This is a genomic window from Paraburkholderia sp. BGA-UO-ETr-F12 (assembly GCF_059567945.1).
On sequence record NZ_JCAQOZ010000002.1, the window covers coordinates 13,071 to 29,855 of the forward strand.

Annotated in this window: 13 protein-coding genes and 1 pseudogene; 4 read left to right on the plus strand and 10 right to left on the minus strand. The window is 60.3% G+C overall.

Annotation, left to right across the window (positions count from 1 at the left end):
* Positions 1-37: 37 nt before the first annotated feature.
* Positions 38-1,744, minus strand: coding sequence for a site-specific integrase (locus tag AC57B6_RS00075; protein ID WP_046565383.1), 1,707 nt, complete (start codon positions 1,742-1,744; stop codon positions 38-40).
* Between the two features lie 153 nt (positions 1,745-1,897).
* Here AC57B6_RS00075 and AC57B6_RS00080 point away from each other — a divergent pair, with 153 nt between their 5' ends.
* On the plus strand, positions 1,898-4,864 hold the full coding sequence (locus tag AC57B6_RS00080; RefSeq protein ID WP_046565381.1) for a Tn3 family transposase: 2,967 nt from the start codon (positions 1,898-1,900) through the stop codon (positions 4,862-4,864).
* Positions 4,865-5,441: 577 nt separating this feature from the next.
* A complete protein-coding gene (locus AC57B6_RS00085; RefSeq protein ID WP_060090756.1) occupies positions 5,442-6,095 on the plus strand; it encodes a response regulator in 654 nt (217 codons plus the stop codon).
* A 69-nt stretch (positions 6,096-6,164) separates the two neighbouring features.
* On the opposite strand, the gene AC57B6_RS00090 is transcribed toward AC57B6_RS00085, so the two are convergent.
* Positions 6,165-6,401 carry a hypothetical protein gene (locus AC57B6_RS00090; RefSeq protein ID WP_088176911.1) on the minus strand — a complete coding sequence of 79 codons (237 nt, stop codon included), beginning with the start codon at positions 6,399-6,401 and terminating at the stop codon, positions 6,165-6,167.
* 958 nt (positions 6,402-7,359) lie between these two features.
* On the opposite strand from AC57B6_RS00090, the pseudogene AC57B6_RS00095 reads away from it, so the two are divergent.
* Positions 7,360-7,980: pseudogene (locus tag AC57B6_RS00095) on the plus strand (IS630 family transposase); the annotation flags it as partial.
* Between the two features lie 2 nt (positions 7,981-7,982).
* On the opposite strand, the gene AC57B6_RS00100 reads toward AC57B6_RS00095, so the two are convergent.
* Positions 7,983-9,500: a class I SAM-dependent methyltransferase gene (locus AC57B6_RS00100; protein WP_496420503.1), complete on the minus strand. Its 1,518-nt coding sequence runs from the start codon at positions 9,498-9,500 to the stop codon at positions 7,983-7,985.
* A gap of 283 nt (positions 9,501-9,783) precedes the next feature.
* Here AC57B6_RS00100 and AC57B6_RS00105 point away from each other — a divergent pair, with 283 nt between their 5' ends.
* On the plus strand, positions 9,784-10,809 hold the full coding sequence (locus tag AC57B6_RS00105) for an IS30 family transposase (RefSeq protein ID WP_496420504.1): 1,026 nt from the start codon (positions 9,784-9,786) through the stop codon (positions 10,807-10,809).
* Positions 10,810-10,843: 34 nt separating this feature from the next.
* Here the strand turns inward: AC57B6_RS00105 and AC57B6_RS00110 are convergent, their stop codons facing one another.
* The 7 genes from AC57B6_RS00110 to AC57B6_RS00140 all read right to left on the minus strand — a co-directional run bounded on the left by AC57B6_RS00110 (position 10,844) and on the right by AC57B6_RS00140 (position 16,640).
* Positions 10,844-11,155 (minus strand): hypothetical protein, encoded by a 312-nt coding sequence (locus AC57B6_RS00110; protein ID WP_496420505.1) that lies wholly within the window; start codon positions 11,153-11,155, stop codon positions 10,844-10,846.
* 101 nt (positions 11,156-11,256) lie between these two features.
* Complete coding sequence (locus tag AC57B6_RS00115; protein WP_496417511.1) at positions 11,257-11,505, minus strand: hypothetical protein; 249 nt, start codon at positions 11,503-11,505, stop codon at positions 11,257-11,259.
* A gap of 136 nt (positions 11,506-11,641) precedes the next feature.
* Positions 11,642-11,956 (minus strand): TrbM/KikA/MpfK family conjugal transfer protein, encoded by a 315-nt coding sequence (locus AC57B6_RS00120; RefSeq protein WP_496417510.1) that lies wholly within the window; start codon positions 11,954-11,956, stop codon positions 11,642-11,644.
* An 11-nt stretch (positions 11,957-11,967) separates the two neighbouring features.
* Positions 11,968-12,420, minus strand: coding sequence for a hypothetical protein (locus AC57B6_RS00125; protein ID WP_496417509.1), 453 nt, complete (start codon positions 12,418-12,420; stop codon positions 11,968-11,970).
* Positions 12,420-13,127: a StbB family protein gene (gene stbB / locus AC57B6_RS00130; RefSeq protein ID WP_137959724.1), complete on the minus strand. Its 708-nt coding sequence runs from the start codon at positions 13,125-13,127 to the stop codon at positions 12,420-12,422. Before stbB ends, AC57B6_RS00125 begins: the two co-directional genes overlap by 1 nt.
* A 67-nt stretch (positions 13,128-13,194) precedes the next feature.
* Positions 13,195-14,862, minus strand: a complete 1,668-nt coding sequence (locus tag AC57B6_RS00135) for an LPD7 domain-containing protein (RefSeq protein ID WP_496417508.1) — start codon at positions 14,860-14,862, stop codon at positions 13,195-13,197.
* A complete protein-coding gene (locus tag AC57B6_RS00140; protein ID WP_496417507.1) occupies positions 14,859-16,640 on the minus strand; it encodes a type IV secretory system conjugative DNA transfer family protein in 1,782 nt (593 codons plus the stop codon). Before AC57B6_RS00140 ends, AC57B6_RS00135 begins: the two co-directional genes overlap by 4 nt.
* Positions 16,641-16,785: the final 145 nt, after the last annotated feature.

A 16,785-nucleotide genomic window follows, 5' to 3' on the forward strand; every position in this document is an offset into this window, starting at 1 on the left:
CGTTTAGCCGGCGACGCCCTGTCGGAAAGGGCGTGGGCTACGGCGCGGCGAACGCTTCGTCCATCTGGCGGGAGCGTTTAGCCTCGTCGCTTAGCAGGTAGATCGAGGTCGTTGCGATAGAGGCGTGGCGCAGGTTGTCCCGCACGGTCGTCAGCTCCGCGCCGCGAGCAAGCGCATGGGTGGCGTGGGTATGGCGCGTCCAGTGGGGGCTGGCGCGATGCAACTTTTCAGCTAGTACGGGATAATCGGTGCCGATGACATCGGCGGCCAGGCGGAAAAAACCGCGCATCACGAACCACAGACGGGAACGGGTGATGCCCGTTGCTCCTTCCCCATCAAAACTCGCCAGTAGCGGGGCTTTCGGATCCCAGCGCCGCGGTGTCACTGGCAGATGCCTCTGGACGAGGTACTGTTCGAGTGCAACGCGCGCGAGTGGCGGCAAAGCCACCTTGCCGGGCTTGCCTCCCTTGCCCACGAGATTGAGCCAGTGGGCACCGCGTTCATCTATCCGGATGTCGCCAAGCCTCGCGCCGACAAGTTCGCTCGCACGCAGACCGGTTGCGTAGGAAAAGTCGAGCAGGAAGCGCAGCCGCTGCGCGGCGGGTGCTTCCCAGCCGTAGGACCATTCCAGTCCGTTGGCGATCGTGCGAAGCAGCCCCCATTCGCCTTCCGTGAAGCCGCGCGCCGTGTCAAGTGGCGCGACACGCGTTTTGCCACGCACCTTGATACCGGCAAACGGATTGGTAAGCACGTAGCGTTGCTCGATCAGCCAGCGAAACAGGGCGCCCAGCACGGAGAGTGCGTAGGCGGTCGAGCGGCCCGACAGGTTTCCAGAGAACGGGCGCCAGTCTGGGGCGCTGCGCGGCCGCGGCGGCCCGACCCACCGCTCGCGCGGACCGGGATGCCGCAGAAAGCTCCGATACGCGATCGCATCCTCTGTTGTGAGCGAGGACAGCGCCCGTCCACGTTCGACGATGGCCCAGAGAATCAGGCGTTCAGCCTCCTTGCGGTAGGCACGCTGCGTGGCAGGAGTTTCGTGCAACGCGAGCCACGCGTGAACCGCGTCATAGTCGTTGTTCGCGTCAAGCGCGCAGGCCCGCCTGGGCGCCCGGAAGCTGCCGTGCGAACCATCCACCTCGTGCGGCACCCTCAACTGCTCCCATGGGACGACGACGCCCGACGTGGTCACGGCAACCAGCGCGTGAGCGCGTTCCGTCAGTTGCGGATGGGCGGCAAAGAATGCCTCGATCTGCCGGGCACTGGTCTGGCCAAGTCCGCGCACCGTGCTCCACCAGCGGCGTCGACGCGGCACCCGCACGGTCAGGTCCGCGAGGGTCGCGATGCCATGCGCACGCAGCACGCGCGCCGCGCGCGGCGTCAGCCACAGGCCGATGTCATCGGCGATCTGCGGTTGTGGCATCGGCAACGCACGCAGGATTTCGATCGCGTGTGCGACCGCGCCTGCCCGGGCGAGCCGGTCACCAACAGGATGTTGCAGCAGATCAGCAAGATCGGCGCGCTGGCGTTCAACGGCAAGGTTGACAAGCTGACGGCGGATCGCGCCGATGATGCCGCGCGCCGATGCGCCCGGCGCGCGTGCGTGAGACAGGTAGCGGTCCACGGCGGCCCGCGAAGACAGGCCGGCATACCAGCCGCGCAGCGCCGCAAGCTGGTCGGCATCCGGAAACGCCAGCGGTTCGGTGGAGGCCGGGTGCGAGGCAGGCCAGGACTGACGCGTTTTCATGTTTGTCAGTTTAGTGAAAAAAGGCATCCATTGCGATAAGAAGGATTATGGCAATGGATCGTATTACACTGCTGTTTTTCTGAACCGTCAGTCCAGTGGAATCGGTGCTGCAACCCGCCGTCAGCGCCATCCCCATCCTCTGTCGAGCCCACCATGCCCCGTCGTTCCATTCTCTCGCCGGCCGAGCGAGACAGCCTGTTTTCGTTCCCTGACAGCCACGATGATCTAATTCGCCACTACACGTTTAGCGAGCAGGACATGTCGCTGATCAGGCAGCATCGAGGAACGGCCAATCGCCTCGGATTTGCCGTCCAGTTCTGCTGCTTGCGTTTTCCGGGCTTCGCTTTGAGCGCTGGTGTCGAGCCTCCGCCCGCGCTGCTGCGGTACGTTGCCGGGCAACTCGGCATTGCACCGTCGCACTGGGAGGCGTACGCGCAGCGGGACCAGACGCGCCGTGAGCATCTGCTCGAACTGCAGGCGGCGCTGCAACTGCGTCCGCTTACGGTGGCCGACTACCATCCGGCGGTACTGGCACTCGTCGACCTGGCAATGCAGACCGACAAGGGCTTCGTACTCGCGCAGGCGCTGCTCGAATATCTGCGCCGGCAGGCAATCCTGTTGCCGGGTTCGAACGTGATCGAGCGGATCTGTGCTGAAGCGGTCACCCGCGCGACGCGTCGCATCCACGACGTGCTCACGGAATTGCTGTCGGACGGTCATCGGCGAAGACTCGACGAGTTACTGAAGCGTCGGGACGACGGCCGCATGACGTGGCTGGCATGGTTGCGGCTGCCGCCGGGCAAGGCGAGTTCGCGACAGATGCTGCAGCACATCGACCGCCTGAAAATCCTTCACGCCGTCGACCTGCCCGCGGGCCTCGACCGGCTGGTGCACAGAAACCGTTTGCTCAAGATTGCGCGCGAAGGCGCGCAGATGACGCCACACGACCTCGGGAAGTTCGAAACACAGCGTCGTCACGCGACCTTGGCGGCCATCGTCATGGAAGCGACAGCGACAGTCACCGATGAAATCGTCGACCTGCACGACCGCATCATCGGTCGGCTTTTCAATGCCGCGAAAAAGAAACATCAGCAGCAGTTCCACCGCTCGGGCAAGGCGATCAACGACAAGGTGAGACTGTACGGGAAGCTCGGCCGCGCCCTGCTGAAGGCCAGGGAAAATGGCGGCGATGCCTTCAAGGCGATCGAGTCCGTCATGTCGTGGGAGGTATTCACGAAAAGTGTCAGCGAGGCCGAGCAACTGGCCCAGCCCGAAGCGTTCGATTTCCTGCATCAGATCGGCGACCATTACGCGACGCTGCGTCGCTACGTACCGGCTTTCCTCGAAATCCTGAAACTGCGCGCGGCGCCGGCGGCGACCGATGTGCTCAACGCCGTCAACATGATCAAGGCCATGGACAATGATGGCGTGCGCAAGATGCCGGCGGACGCGCCGACCGCCTTCGTCAAGCCGCGGTGGAAACAACTGGTCTTGACCGACACCGGTATTGATCGTCGTTACTACGAGTTGTGTGCGCTGGCCGAGTTGAAGAATGCGCTGCGATCAGGCGACATCTGGGTGCAGGGCTCACGCCAGTTCAAGGACTTCGACGACTATCTGCTTCCGGCGGAAAATTTCCAGGCGATCAGGCGGGACAATGCGCTGCCAATACCCATCACCACCGACTGCGACCGTTACCTGAACGAGCGGCGGCAGTTGCTGGAGGAGCGGCTGGCAACCGTCAACCGGCTCGCGGCCGAAAACGGACTGCCCGATGCGATCATTACGGAATCGGGCCTGAAAATCACGCCACTCGATGCAGCAGTGCCCGAGGCTGCCCAGACGCTGATCGACCAGACGTCGGTCATGCTGCCGCGCGTGAAGATCACCGAACTGCTGATGGAGGTCGATGCGTGGACCGGATTCACTCGCCATTTCATGCACCTGAAGACCGGAGAGAGCGCAAAAGACAAGACATTGCTGCTCACGACGGTCCTGGCCGATGCGATAAACCTCGGACTGACAAAGATGGCAGAAGCATGCCCGGGGACCACCTACGCGAAACTCTCGTGGCTGCAGGCGTGGCACATCCGTGACGAGACTTATTCGCAGGCGCTGGGCGAACTGGTCAACGCACAGTTCGCCCAGCCGTTCGCTACCCATTGGGGTGACGGCAGCACTTCGTCATCGGACGGGCAGCGTTTCCGGGCCGGCGGACGCGCCGAGAGTACCGGACATGTGAACCCGAAGTATGGCGCCGAACCAGGCCGGATGTTCTACACGCACATCTCCGACCAATACGCGCCGTTCTACCCGAACCTCGTGAACGTCGGCGTGCGCGATTCGACCTACGTGCTCGACGGCCTGCTATACCATGAGTCGGATCTGCGCATTCAGGAACATTACACCGACACCAACGGTTTCACCGACCACGTTTTTGCATTGATGCACCTGCTGGGCTTCCGGTTCGCGCCCCGCATCCGCGATCTCCACGACATGAAGCTGTACGTGCCTGGCAGCGTGAAGGACTATCCGGCGCTCCAGTCGATGATTGGTGACACGTACAACGAGAAGGCAATCCGGCGGAACTGGGACGAGATCCTGCGCCTGGCGACGTCGATCCGGCAGGGTACCGTCACCGCTTCACTGATGCTGCGCAAGCTCGGCAGCTATCCGCGGCAGAACGGCCTCGCCGTTGCGCTACGCGAGATCGGTCGTATCGAGCGTACGCTGTTCATCCTCGACTGGCTGCAGAACGTCGAACTGCGCCGCCGCGTTCACGTCGGCCTGAACAAGGGCGAGGCCCGCAATGCGCTTGCACGTTCGGTCTTCTTCTACCGCCTTGGGGAAATCCGCGATCGCAGCTTTGAGTCGCAGCGCTATCGCGCCAGCGGCCTGAATCTGGTCACTGCCGCAATCGTGCTGTGGAACACCGTCTACCTCGACCGGGCTGTCCACGCGATGGTCGCACGCGGTACCCCGCCCGATGCAGTTTTGCTACCGTATCTCTCACCGCTTGGCTGGGAGCACATCAACCTGACGGGCGATTACGTGTGGCGCGAGGACCAGAACGTGCGGCGCGGTGGATTCCGGCCACTGCGTCCCGCCCGGGACCACTAGCGTTAGCCTTTCCTGTTGGGGGTGTTGTGCGCGGCAACTGTCCTAAGTAAGCTGGCGGAGCGGCGCAGTGCGGCCATGAAGAGACTTTGGTGATGTTCTCTCGAGCGGCTGANGGCGATTACGTGTGGCGCGAGGACCAGAACGTGCGGCGCGGTGGATTCCGGCCACTGCGTCCCGCCCGGGACCACTAGCGTTAGCCTTTCCTGTTGGGGGTGTTGTGCGCGGCAACTGTCCTAAGTAAGCTGGCGGAGCGGCGCAGTGCGGCCATGAAGAGACTTTGGTGATGTTCTCTCGAGCGGCTGAAATACGAAGAACAGCCGACTGCCACGTGCAAGCACACAAAGAGAACGCTCCGAGCGCTGCTCGTGGACCTGGAGTCCCGTAGCACATTGGCCTCTTGGGGATCTACAGCGGCGAAACGGCAAATTAACCCGTGTTTGGGAACTTAAATGGAGGTAAACGCCGGAATTTTGACCGAAACTCCACGATGTGTGCTGTTACAAAGTAACCTCGATCTGCATGGCCAACGGTCCATCATGACAAAAGGCAATCTCGCCTCTTTCCATGAGAGTGATCCATGACGAAGGTGGCAATTTCTGACGCGCATGGTGTCATGCGTGAGGGGCTGCGTGCGCTGCTGTGCAGCACAGGGGAGTTCGAGTTTGCAGGTGAAGCGGCCGACGGAGCAAGCACGCTGGCACTTGCGAGAGCGACCGATGCAGCCTTGCTTACTCTCGGCCTCTCAATGCCCGGCCTCCATGGCCTCGATCTGATCCCCCTGATCAAGATCGAAAATCCTTCGTTGCGCATTCTGGTGGTGACGATGCATCCTGAGCAGGCGTACGCAGTTCGTGCGTTCAAGGCCGGAGCGTCCGGATACGTTACGAAAGATACGCCTGGCAAAGACTTTATAGCGGCGGCCCGAAAGGTTGCGTCCGGAGGCATCTATGTAAGTCTTATGATGGCGGACCAGATCGCCCACGGTTTTGCTGAAGTCGATTCTTCATTTCCCCACCAGCGCCTGTCCGCCCGCGAATTCCAGATACTTCTCCTGATTGCGGCAGGCGAATCTATTGCAGTGATCGCAGGAAAGCTGGGTTTGAGTGCCAAGACGGTCAGCACACATAGGACGAACATTCTGGAAAAGTCCGGCCTCGCGAACGACGCGGCGCTTGTGCGCTACGCTGTGCGCCACGACCTTCTTGAAGATGACGGTGCCGAGCTGCTCTAAGTCGCCCCTGGAGCGTGTCGATGTCACACTGACACGCATCATGCCGCATCGGAGTTTTGGTGTTGCGGGTTACGCAGGCGGATCAACTTTCTGCGCCCGTATATCGAAGGCGAATATCCGTGTCAGGACTGCGCTTCCATTGTCTGTTACCTTAAATTCAGACGCACCGGATGCGCCTGCGGCGCGCTCAACCAATTGCCGGCCTATAAGCTGTTCGACCTCGCGCCGGTCAAGATCAGCGTGCGAGGGAGCTTGTTCTATAAGCATGAGCGCTGACAGTTCATGCGCACTCAGAAACGATTCCATAGGATGGCCTCCGTGTCCCGCCCCTCCCCCGCAGAGGCCATACAGCATCGCAGGACGCTCAATAGCGTCTGGCAGCAAGGGGGCGGCGAACTCAAGCACAAACTATGAGGCTTTGCAGCCTGGTAGGGCAGCCTAAATCTGCCAGTTGGTTCATCTGGATCAATCAAACTGCATTTGAACTATACAAAGTTCGCATTTTGCGATTATCGGGGTCGGTCTCTTGCCCCGCGTCCGTCCATTCATCGCGGGGCCAGCGGTATGGTTTCACTGCTACTGGAATTTCTTGACCTGCTTTGCGCGGTTTGCCGCGGCGACCACCGTGAACGATAGCGCTGCGCAGGTCAATCAGCCGTCGACGATCGGCTCATGCAAGGGCGGAAGCGGCCGTTCGAGATTCGATTTTGAATGACTCCAAGGGGTCGTCTGGCAACGTTCGTCCGCCGCTAACGTGCTTTATTTTCCGTTTTCGCAAGCGACCCCGAAAGAGTTGCAACCAACTGAATCGCCTTGTGCACGGCAATTCAGCGTGTGACAAGGATGCTGTTTGCTGGCGCTCGAAGCCGTATCCGTGGCAGTGCGCTTTGCGAGGTCGGAAGGGGTTCTGACACCAACCGACGCGGTCACGGATCAAAAGGCACAATTGGTTGCGGGTTTCGCCCAGAATCGGCGCGGCGCTGCTAAACGATCGCGCAGAATGGGCACGGCGACGCGGAAGATGCGATGATGTGCGCCGTCCCGGCCGGGTCGAAGAATGGCTTGGCTTGCGGCCTCGTTTCGGCGTTTTACGCCCGCGCGGGTTCTGATTGATGTTGGGAATCATGCCGCGATTGAAGATTGCCTTACGGTTAGCACGGTAATCGTAGACGCCGTCCAGACTGATAGTAGTGCCCTGCAGATCCATGCCGATCGTACGGGCGATGCGCGTCAACAGTGGAGGCATTGCGCAGCAGCGACGACCAAGAAGCTGCGTGACGTGGTTGGCCTGCATCTGAGCCCGCCCGAGAATGCGCTGGTGCTGTGCGTGGACGAGAAGAGCCAGTGTCAGGCACTCGAGCGCACTCAGCCCATGCTGCCGATGGGTTTCGGCTATGTTGAAGGTGTCACACACGACTATGTTCGTCACGGCACCACCACATTGTTTGCGGCGCTGAACGTGCGCAACGGCGCCGTTCTCGCTACTTGCAAGCCGCGTCACCGACACCAGGAATTCCTGTCGTTTCTGCGCGAAATCGACAAGGCGGTGCCGGCCGATCTCGACGTGCACTGCATCGTCGACAATTACAGCAGCCACACAAACATCCCAAGGTCAAGGCGTGGCTGACAGCGCGCCCTCTATGGCACATGCATTTCATCCCCACCTATAGCTCGTGGCTCCTTCGGTTCGGTCAAGCAGTTGATCAGGCGTATCGACCAATTCGTCTCCCACTACAACGAAAACTGCAAACCTTTCGTGTGGACCGCTTCCGCCGATTCGATCCTCACCAACCTACAAAGACTTTGTATGCGAATCAGCGGAACGGGACATTGTCGGATGGTGATGCCGACTACGTTATGCATCGTCCAATGCTTCGCATCCTAACGTCAGAACTGTTTGCGCCGGAACACCCCATGCATTTCAGTGCCTCTTCCTCCTCTGACCCAGTGCATCGCCTCTGCGATAACCAATTCACGGAGGTGCTGCAAGTCTTCAGGAAAAGATAGGTTGAAATTGTCGCAGTAGGTTGCATCGGACAAGCGCCAAAGGAAGCAGTTACGTTTGTAGACGTCAACCGGCACTAGGTAGCTCTCGAGCATTGTGCTGAGTTCTTCGCTTCTAATGCCCTCGAAGCAGCCAGTCGAAAAATCATCATCCGGTACAGTCTTATCAATTTTGTTGGTATGGGCGTTCTTTCTGTACCGTTCCGGCAGCTTTTTGAAGGCATCGTTTGCTGCAGACATTGCTTCTGGCCACAGTCGATTTCCGTTCCTTCCAATTTGCTCGCCGATGCTCCAAAATTCCCCGTCCGGCGTAAGGCGCTCATTGATTTGTGATAGAACTAGCTCAAGATTAGCTACATGGTGGAGGGCCGATACACAGACAATAATGTTGAATGATTCATCACCGGGAAGCCCATTGTTAATATCCCCGACCAGACATCGTACTTTGTGACCGCCTTCTGAGAATCTGGCCGCCGCACGCTGGATAAGGTCCTCACTAGCATCAAGTAAAGTGAGTTCGACTTGCGTCTGGCAGTGTTTAGTCATCTCCTCTTCGATTCGCGCCGCGCCCGCACAGAGAGAAAGGATACGAAGCGTACGACCTCGGCCGAGGTTTGAGGCTCTCGAGTAGAAATCCGGAGGCGTCAATGGAATCACACTGCCAAGGCAGCGCTGCGCGAAACCAAACACCGGCTCACCGGCCTCTGGTTGGACTAGGGATACAGCCTTTCTGAGAGACGCTTCCTGCTCCAGGAGGAAGCGCGGTTGGGTATGCAGCTGCGCCTGATGCCGCTCCAGCTCCATTTTTTCAGATCGACTTTTTTGGCTCCCGTACATCGTGTGCGTATAGGCCGTCCCCGAGAAATGTGAAATCTCATTTTTCAAGCGTTGGTCATAATTCGACAGGGCATTGACGCGAGATAGAAGGCCCTGTTCACAGATAACGAACCGCGAAATGCCTACCGTTGCGTTGATCCCCGACGACGAAACGAGGGCAAGCTCAAACCAACGTGTCTCTCCTGCAAACTGGGATAGTCCAAGCCTGATTGTCTGTCGGCAAAGGGGCTTTAGTTCTGAAATACGATGCGTATACCACGTCGAAATACCGGATCCCCCATTGCTGAGCCGCAACTCGATTGCGGCCCCCGAACCGTCATCCATCCCCGTAGGCAAGGAAAAGGCCAGTTCCAGGACGTGTTCGCTCGAAACATGGATCGGTTCGGTAATGATCCGCTGGCCAGCCGAAAAAATGATTACTTTTTCGGCGGTCTGCGAGCCGTTCGGCAAAACATCGAAGCTCTTAGCCGTGCTAGCCGGCTTGATGTATTGATTGCATGTCTCGTATTCAAGAGCAAATGAATCGCTTGCGATGCTATGGGTAAACGGCGGCAAACCTTTCATTGTTTACGATCCCATGGCTGTTTGGTCATTACTCTCGCATTGTAGTGCTAGGTGTAGCGGCCCGATTGCATAATTCGCCGGGACCGATTACATCGATGAATTCGGGACCACATTGCGTGAGAACGGACCCACTTTAATTGAGAACGGCCCGATTACATCGGCCAGGAACCACATTGTGCGAGAACGGCAAACGACTATCTATAAGACGCTCGCCATACTCGTACCAAAAACCAGGGCGCGATCAAATCTGAAGTGCAACACCTTCCTCGTGTAAGGTGCGCACATGCAAAAAAGAAGAACGTATCAACAGCTTCAGCCTGAAGAGCGCATGACCATTGCAAGCATGAAGCAGCAGGGTTCGAGTGTTCGGGCCATGGCCCGAACACTCGGGCGCCCGGCATCAACTGTGAGCCGCGAGCTGACCAGAAACACTTGTTCTGCCGTGGGCTATGCGTCTGCGCCGGCGCAGTCGCTCAGCACGAGCCGACGCGAGGCTGCGCGCCCATGTCCCAAGCTGCACCCGCAAAGCGTGTCGTGGCGCGTCGTACTCACCCTGCTGGAATGGAAGTGGTCGCCCCAGCAGATCTCAGGTACCCTCAAGCGCATGTGGCCCAACGATCCGACCCAGCACGTCTCGCACGAGACCATCTACACCGCCATCTATGCGCAGCCACGCGGCGAGCTGCGCCGCCAGCTGATCGCCTGTCTGCGCCACGGCCACAGCACGCGTATGTCACGCAAGCGGGGCACTGACCGGCGCGGCCAGATCCCCGACATGGTGAGCATCCATGTGCGTCCGCCTGAGGTCGACGACCGGGTGATGCCAGGCCATTGGGAAGGCGACTTCATCAAGGGCGCCGGCAATCACTCTTCCGTCGGCGTGCTGGTTGAGCGCAGCAGTCGCCTGGTGCTGCTGGCGAAGATGGAAGACGCCACCGCCGCCTCGGCACTGGCGGGCTTCACTGCCAAACTGAATTCGATCGCCGCCCCACTGCGCCAGAGCTTCACCTACGATCAGGGTAAGGAAATGACCCGGCATCAGGAACTCAGCGCCGCCACCGGCGTGCGCGTGTACTTCTGCGATCCGCACAGTCCATGGCAACGCGGTACCTGCGAGAACACCAACGGGCTGCTGCGGCAGTATCTGCCGAAGGGCACTGACCTCTCGATCTACAGTCAGGACGAACTCGACGCCATCGCCGACAGCCTCAACAGCCGACCTCGCGCTACCCATGCATTTCATTCGCCATTCGAGGTCTTCGAACGTATGCTTGCAACCGCGTCGATAACCTCAGCTTCCATTCATTAGCCCCCTGTTGCGCTTCACTCTTGAAACCGCCCAGTCAATCCTCACCCCGGCCATTGATCCCGGTGTTGCGCTTCGCTCTTGAAACCGCCCTTAAAGGGATTGTGCGTGCCGGGCGGTGCGTCATCAACATCCGTGCCCGGCTCGTCGTCGGGGGCGGCACGAAACGAGGCACGGGTTGCGCAGGCTGAAATGCCAGACGCTCAAACCGGATAATGCGCGTTGCATGGCTGCTCATGCGCACGAGCCCGTCTTCAACCAGTGTGCATAGCATGTCGTTCATCTGCGCGGTCGACGTGTCGAACCATTCGGCCAGCTCGCTCGCGCGATATTCGCGGCCGGGGTCCATCGACCGCAGCAGTTTTCCTGACGTCAGTCTCATCGTGGTCCACCATTTTCACAGCATCGGGAAGTGTACTTCCGTCGTTCTCGATTGACTATCTACATCTGTCACGCACAGTTACGCAAGGCGTTGAAGACACGGTTGACGTCCCGCTGACCGTGCTCGCTCAGTCCGGACGCGGCAGCCTTCCTCGAATCGAACGTGACGGACGCGAACTGGAACGGTAGTTCTCTCCACATCGGCTCGCGGGCGACCTGCAAATGCGCGATCACGCGATTGCAGTCAAAGCCAAGCAGTTCAATCGCGAGGCGAAGTGCAGCGTGGTCTTTGCGCCATGTTTCATCTGTCGGGGGCATCGTCGGTTCTCCATAAAATGCTCGTATGGTCCATCTGTGAACAACTTGAAAAAGGGTGCGGGCCGCAGCCCGCACCGTAAAAAGTCCTGACTTCCGAGGGCAAATCTTCGTCAAGACCTGAGAGAGCGGCTGCGCGTCACGGACCAGATTGAACGTTTCCGTATCTGTCGTTCACACCTTTCTTCGTATCCGGTCCGACGCTCTTGCACTGGTTGGTGAAATCGCGACGGGCATTCGTCGTGCCTGTCTCATCGAAGTGGCCGTGGTGGAATTTCACGATGGAAAAGTAACCGGTCATATAGTTTTTGCAGTCCCCGCCGGCGCTGCCACCGGCGATCAGGCCGGCGAGACACAGGACGGCACCGCAGGCGGACGGGTTGTCGTCGTCGGCCAGCGCCACCGTCTGGGTGGCGACCGCGCCGCAGATCAATATTGCGATCAGTCGTTTCATGAGATCTCCTGTCAGGTGGTCAGAAGGCGCAGCGCCGCAAGGGCTCCGACCGTGAGCGCCGCCGAGCCAAGCATGGCGCACACGGTCCATGCGGCCAGTTCGATCCGGCCGATACCAGGACGGCGGCCGCGCTCCTCGCGCAAAACGTCGCGTAGCAGATCGCGGCTTCGTCCGTTGGCTTCGTCGTACTGCCTGAGCGAGATCTCGCCAAGCAGTTGATCGCGGGCCTCCGAAAACCGTCCCGCTTCGGCCAGCACATCGGTGCTCGATGCTGCGAACTGGTTGAGGAACCGTTCATAACGCGACGTGAATCGCAGCAGCGTCAGCTCGCCGTCGTCCTTGAACTGCTTGCCGCTCGCCTCGAGGAGTTGCGACAAGTCCTTCACGTCGCGGCGCAAAAGCGAGAGTTCGCCCAGCACCGCGCCGATCAGTTCCTCACGGATCGAATCTTCCGGCGCGCCCATCAGTGCACCAGAAGCCGGAACGCGTCGTCATGCTCGCGTGTTACGCGCGTGGCCAGTCGTTTGATGGCGACCATCTGACGAATATGGGCTCGCTGGGGCTCCGGCGTATCGTCCTCCATTGACCGTGCGTTCCACGCAACATAATCAGTTGTGTCGCTGTTGACGTCAGTAATAGTCTTGCCGATCGTCTTTATCTTTTCGTAAATCGGATTTTCATAAATGACTGCGGACGGATCGAGAACAAAGCCACCCACTGCCGCATGACGCGTAAACAGGCGACCAAAAACCTTATCCAGATTGCTCTTCGGATCAACGCAATTGAACAGCAATCTGATCCGGTCGGACGCTATGCCCAAGGCGCTCAACTGATCAAGCGTGGCTATCGTATCGAGCTGTTGCTTCAGAGGCGGCACGGTCGGAACAATGAACATGTCGAAGTCCTCGTGTGACCCGTCGTAGCTTTGCATCAACGCGACAAAGTCTTCGACGTTGGATGCCCCCACATCGACGACAACGTGTCGCATGGTCATCATCCGGTCCTGCAATTCATCGAACTGTTTGCCGCGCAAGGCGGCCCTCTCGGTACCATCCGAGTTGATCGACTCGATCGATATAACCTCAGCGCCTTCCAGTCGAGGCGCTAGAAGGTGATGAGCAATGGTAGTTTTGCCGACGTTGCCCGAGAAATTGATGACGGCGATTTTCATGGTGCGTCTCTCCGTTTGTTGTGTGAGTTGAGTCGCGACCGTGCGCGCAGCGTCGGTCACGTGTTCGTTACGGTTCGATCTCGAGCGTTGGCGCGTCATGGCCGGCCTCCTGGGTTTGCGCTGCGGGCTGTGCCTGTTCACGTGACGGTTGCTGCCCATCTCTGCCCTGCCGAGCGCGTTCGCGCTCGATCTGCTCGCGCACAGCCTCGATCGTTGCTTCGCTTACCTGAGGCATGGGCACGTCCAGTGGCCGGTTAGCCGCGCGCGCCTCGGCCACGGCGCTTTCGAACTCCCCCATCAGCTTCTCCTGCTGCTGCTCCGGCAGACCCTTGATCTCGTCACGCAGCACCTCGCGCGCGGCCTGCGCCTTGATGCGCTCGCGTGCTTCATCGAGCGTCTTCTGCTGTTCCTTCGAGTATTTCCAGTCTCCGCTCAGGAACCGCTCGCGTGCCTCATTGATCCGACGGCGATCATCTACTTCCCGGCGGACACTGGCCAGCGCCTCGCGCTGCTCACGCGTGGGCAGACCCGGTACATCCGGCGAGGACACCAGCCATTCGTTGCGCCGGCTCTCGACTGACTTTGGAGCGAGTTCGGTACCCTTCTCGTCGAACTGGCGCTGCAGCGCTGTTACCGTCTTGCTGCCTCCCTTTTCCAGCTCGATCCGCTGACCGGGCTGCACACCGCTTTCGCCGATCGCGCGCTCGAGGTCCAGTCCCCAGACGGTGCGCTCGCCGTCCTGCGTCCGTACGGTGGCGTAGTAGCTGTCGTTCTGCTTTTCATCATGGTTGAACGGGGCTGGCCCTTGTGCCACCAGTACTCCCGCCGTGACACCGGCCGGCGTTGGCGTGCCCTGAACGGGGCTCGCCGGCGCAGCCGCGGAAGGTTGCGCGGCGTTCGTCCGGGCGCCTCCGGGCGCGCCGTTTTCACGCCCCGGTGTGGCGGCTTTCGCCGATTCCGGCGCGGCGGGCTGCTTTTGCCCCGCTGCGTCTGTTGCCTCCATCTCATTCGTGCGCGCCTTGTCCGTATCATTGGATCTGTCGCCGGCGCCGATGCGCATCGCCTCGCGCGCAGCAGTCAGTACCGCCCGATCCTGCGCACCAGGCTTGAAGCCACGCGTCGGAACGCCGGCGAGTTCGGCCGCGATCCACGCCTGCCGACGAAACTCTTCGCTGCCCTTAAGCTGCAGCTCACCCCAGTTCTTCGCCTTCGCGACTTCGACCATGTGTGCGATCACGTCGCGGTCCTCGCTGGCCGTCGACAGCGAGCGGCCCTTGTCCTCGAAGTGCACCGTCTCGCTTTTGCGATCGAGAAACTTTCCTTCATGCGCCACATACTGGTTAGTGACCGACTTTGGCACGTCATAGCCAGTCTTCTCGAAAACCGGTTTCGGGCGGATCGTGTTCTCCGCATCGTTCCCCTTCTTCCCGAGCGGCTTGCCGGTGCCGGCGGCCGGCTTCACCGACTCGTCGGTGGCTGTGCTGGTCGCTGCGTCGGTCGATGAGTCGCGCTTGAGCAGCTTCTCGACCTTCTCGCGATCTGCCGCACGGATCTTCTTCAGGCGCTCTTCGGTTGCGTCATCGACCGGTGTTTCCGGACTGCCGGGCACGGCGCCCGCGTCCGGCTCGTTCGCCGGCGGCGTGACGCGCGCGCGGATGGTCGAAGCATCGTCGGCGTTTGCCGCGTCGCGTTCGCGGTAGTCGATCCGGTCGGCGGGAAATTCGATCTCGTTCATACGGTCACTCCTTGCGGTTCAGGCTGTGATTGAGGTGCTGCGGTTTGCGCCGACACGGCGGCGGCCGCGTCCGGCAGGACTTCTCGCAGATAAGGCATCAACTGGAATAGAGATGCGCGGATGCTGTTACGGTTGGCCAGGTGCACAGGCGCGAGGACACCGATCTCGTGCTCGCGGACGTCACGCGCCGGACCGGCCGACTGTCTGGCTGCGTCCGCGGCTGCAGCGGCCTGCTGCGCGCGGCGGGCCGCGTTCTGCGTCTGCCACCACTGCTCGACGTCGATCTTTGGCACGGGTGCGCACAGTTCGCGCGCGACGAACGCAGCGTGTTTCATCTGTGTTTCGTCCGGAAACTTCGGACCGAAACCGAACCAGGCACGCCGGCGGTTGGTCGTTTCCAGCTTCGCCATCACCCCCTGCAGGTAGGGGCTTTGCCGCACGAGCCGGTCGACGAGATCGGCGTCTTCATAGAAAAACGCCTTCTCGCACAGGATCGGCTCACACCCCTCCATCGTGATGATCTGTTTGTTGTGCTTCAGTGCACGCAGCTCCTGCGGCATCATCAGTGCCCTGCCGTGTTCCGACTCGTTCGTGCTGGTCGACGAACTGCGGCCGCGACTGCGGCTGCGCGAGCGCGCCATCAGCGTGAAGGTCCCCAGCATCTTCGAATATTCTTCTGACTCCTTGACCGTGCGCGGCGCATACAGGCTGCGCATCTTGCAGTTGATCGCCAGCGTTTCAGTGCCGTGCTTGCCGTACAGCTTCGGATCCTCGAGCTGGGACATGCCCTGAAAGATCAGCATCAGTCTGAGGTTGTAGCCAGCAATGAACGGGTTGGCCGTATCGATGATGTCGATCTTGCCGGGCGCTGCAAACTCGTCTAGGATCAGCGCGCACTGGTATTTGAGCGCAGGATTCTCGGCAGGCAGCTCACGCGTGTTCAGGTCGATCAGCTGCGAGAAAAAGAGATTGACCAGCAGCGCACCGGCCTTCAGGTCGCCCGGCTTGATGCCCACATAGATCGACATACGCTTTTTGCGCACATCGGCCAGATCGAAGTCCGAGCGGCTGGTTGCCGCGTCAACAACCGGATTGCTGAAAACGTTCAGCGGCGCGGTCATCGTCGATACGATGTTCGCGAAGGCTTCCTTCGATTGCGACAGGAAGCGGTTCAGCGCGTCGAGACATTCGAACGTGAGCGCCGGCAGTCCCTCAGTCGCATGCGCTGCATCGGCGCGCGTGCTGACGATCGACGCGATGTGTTCACGGATCGCCCTGCCCTTGCCGGAGGCCTGCCGCAGCACCTCGCCGAATGTGCACGGCAGCGAGGGCGTTTCCAGCAGATACAGCACGATCCCGATGAACAGGTTGCGGGCATTGTCGTTCCAGTACTTCAGACGTGCGTCGACGTTGGACGGATACAGGTGTTCGCCGATCGTCATCACGTCGCCCACGCGCGCATAGGCGGGTCGGCCGGCGATGTATTCGAGCGGGTTGTACGCGTGCGAGCGTCCGTCTTCCGAGAACGGCGCCCACAGATAGGTTTCGTGACCGCATGCCCGCCGGTAGCCGGACGTATAGTGGTAGTTCTCTTCCTTGATGTCCTCAACGACGACCGAATCGGGATAGGTGAGAAGATTCGGGATCACGAGCGACGTGCCCTTGCCGGAGCGGGTGCCGGCAGCCGTCATCAGGAAATCCTGGCCGTAATACTTCAGGTATTCGCCCTTGTACTTGCCGACAATGAACGGCGGATACAGATGTTGTGAGGTCGTCATGGTTATTTCTTCTCCAGCAGACCGGCTTTCACAATGTCGTTACGGGTTGCGAACCGGGCCTCGCCAAACTGCGCGAGGCGCTTGCGGCCCGACACGAGCGCCATCGTGATCACGACCACTGGCAGGCCGGTGATGACCACCGACA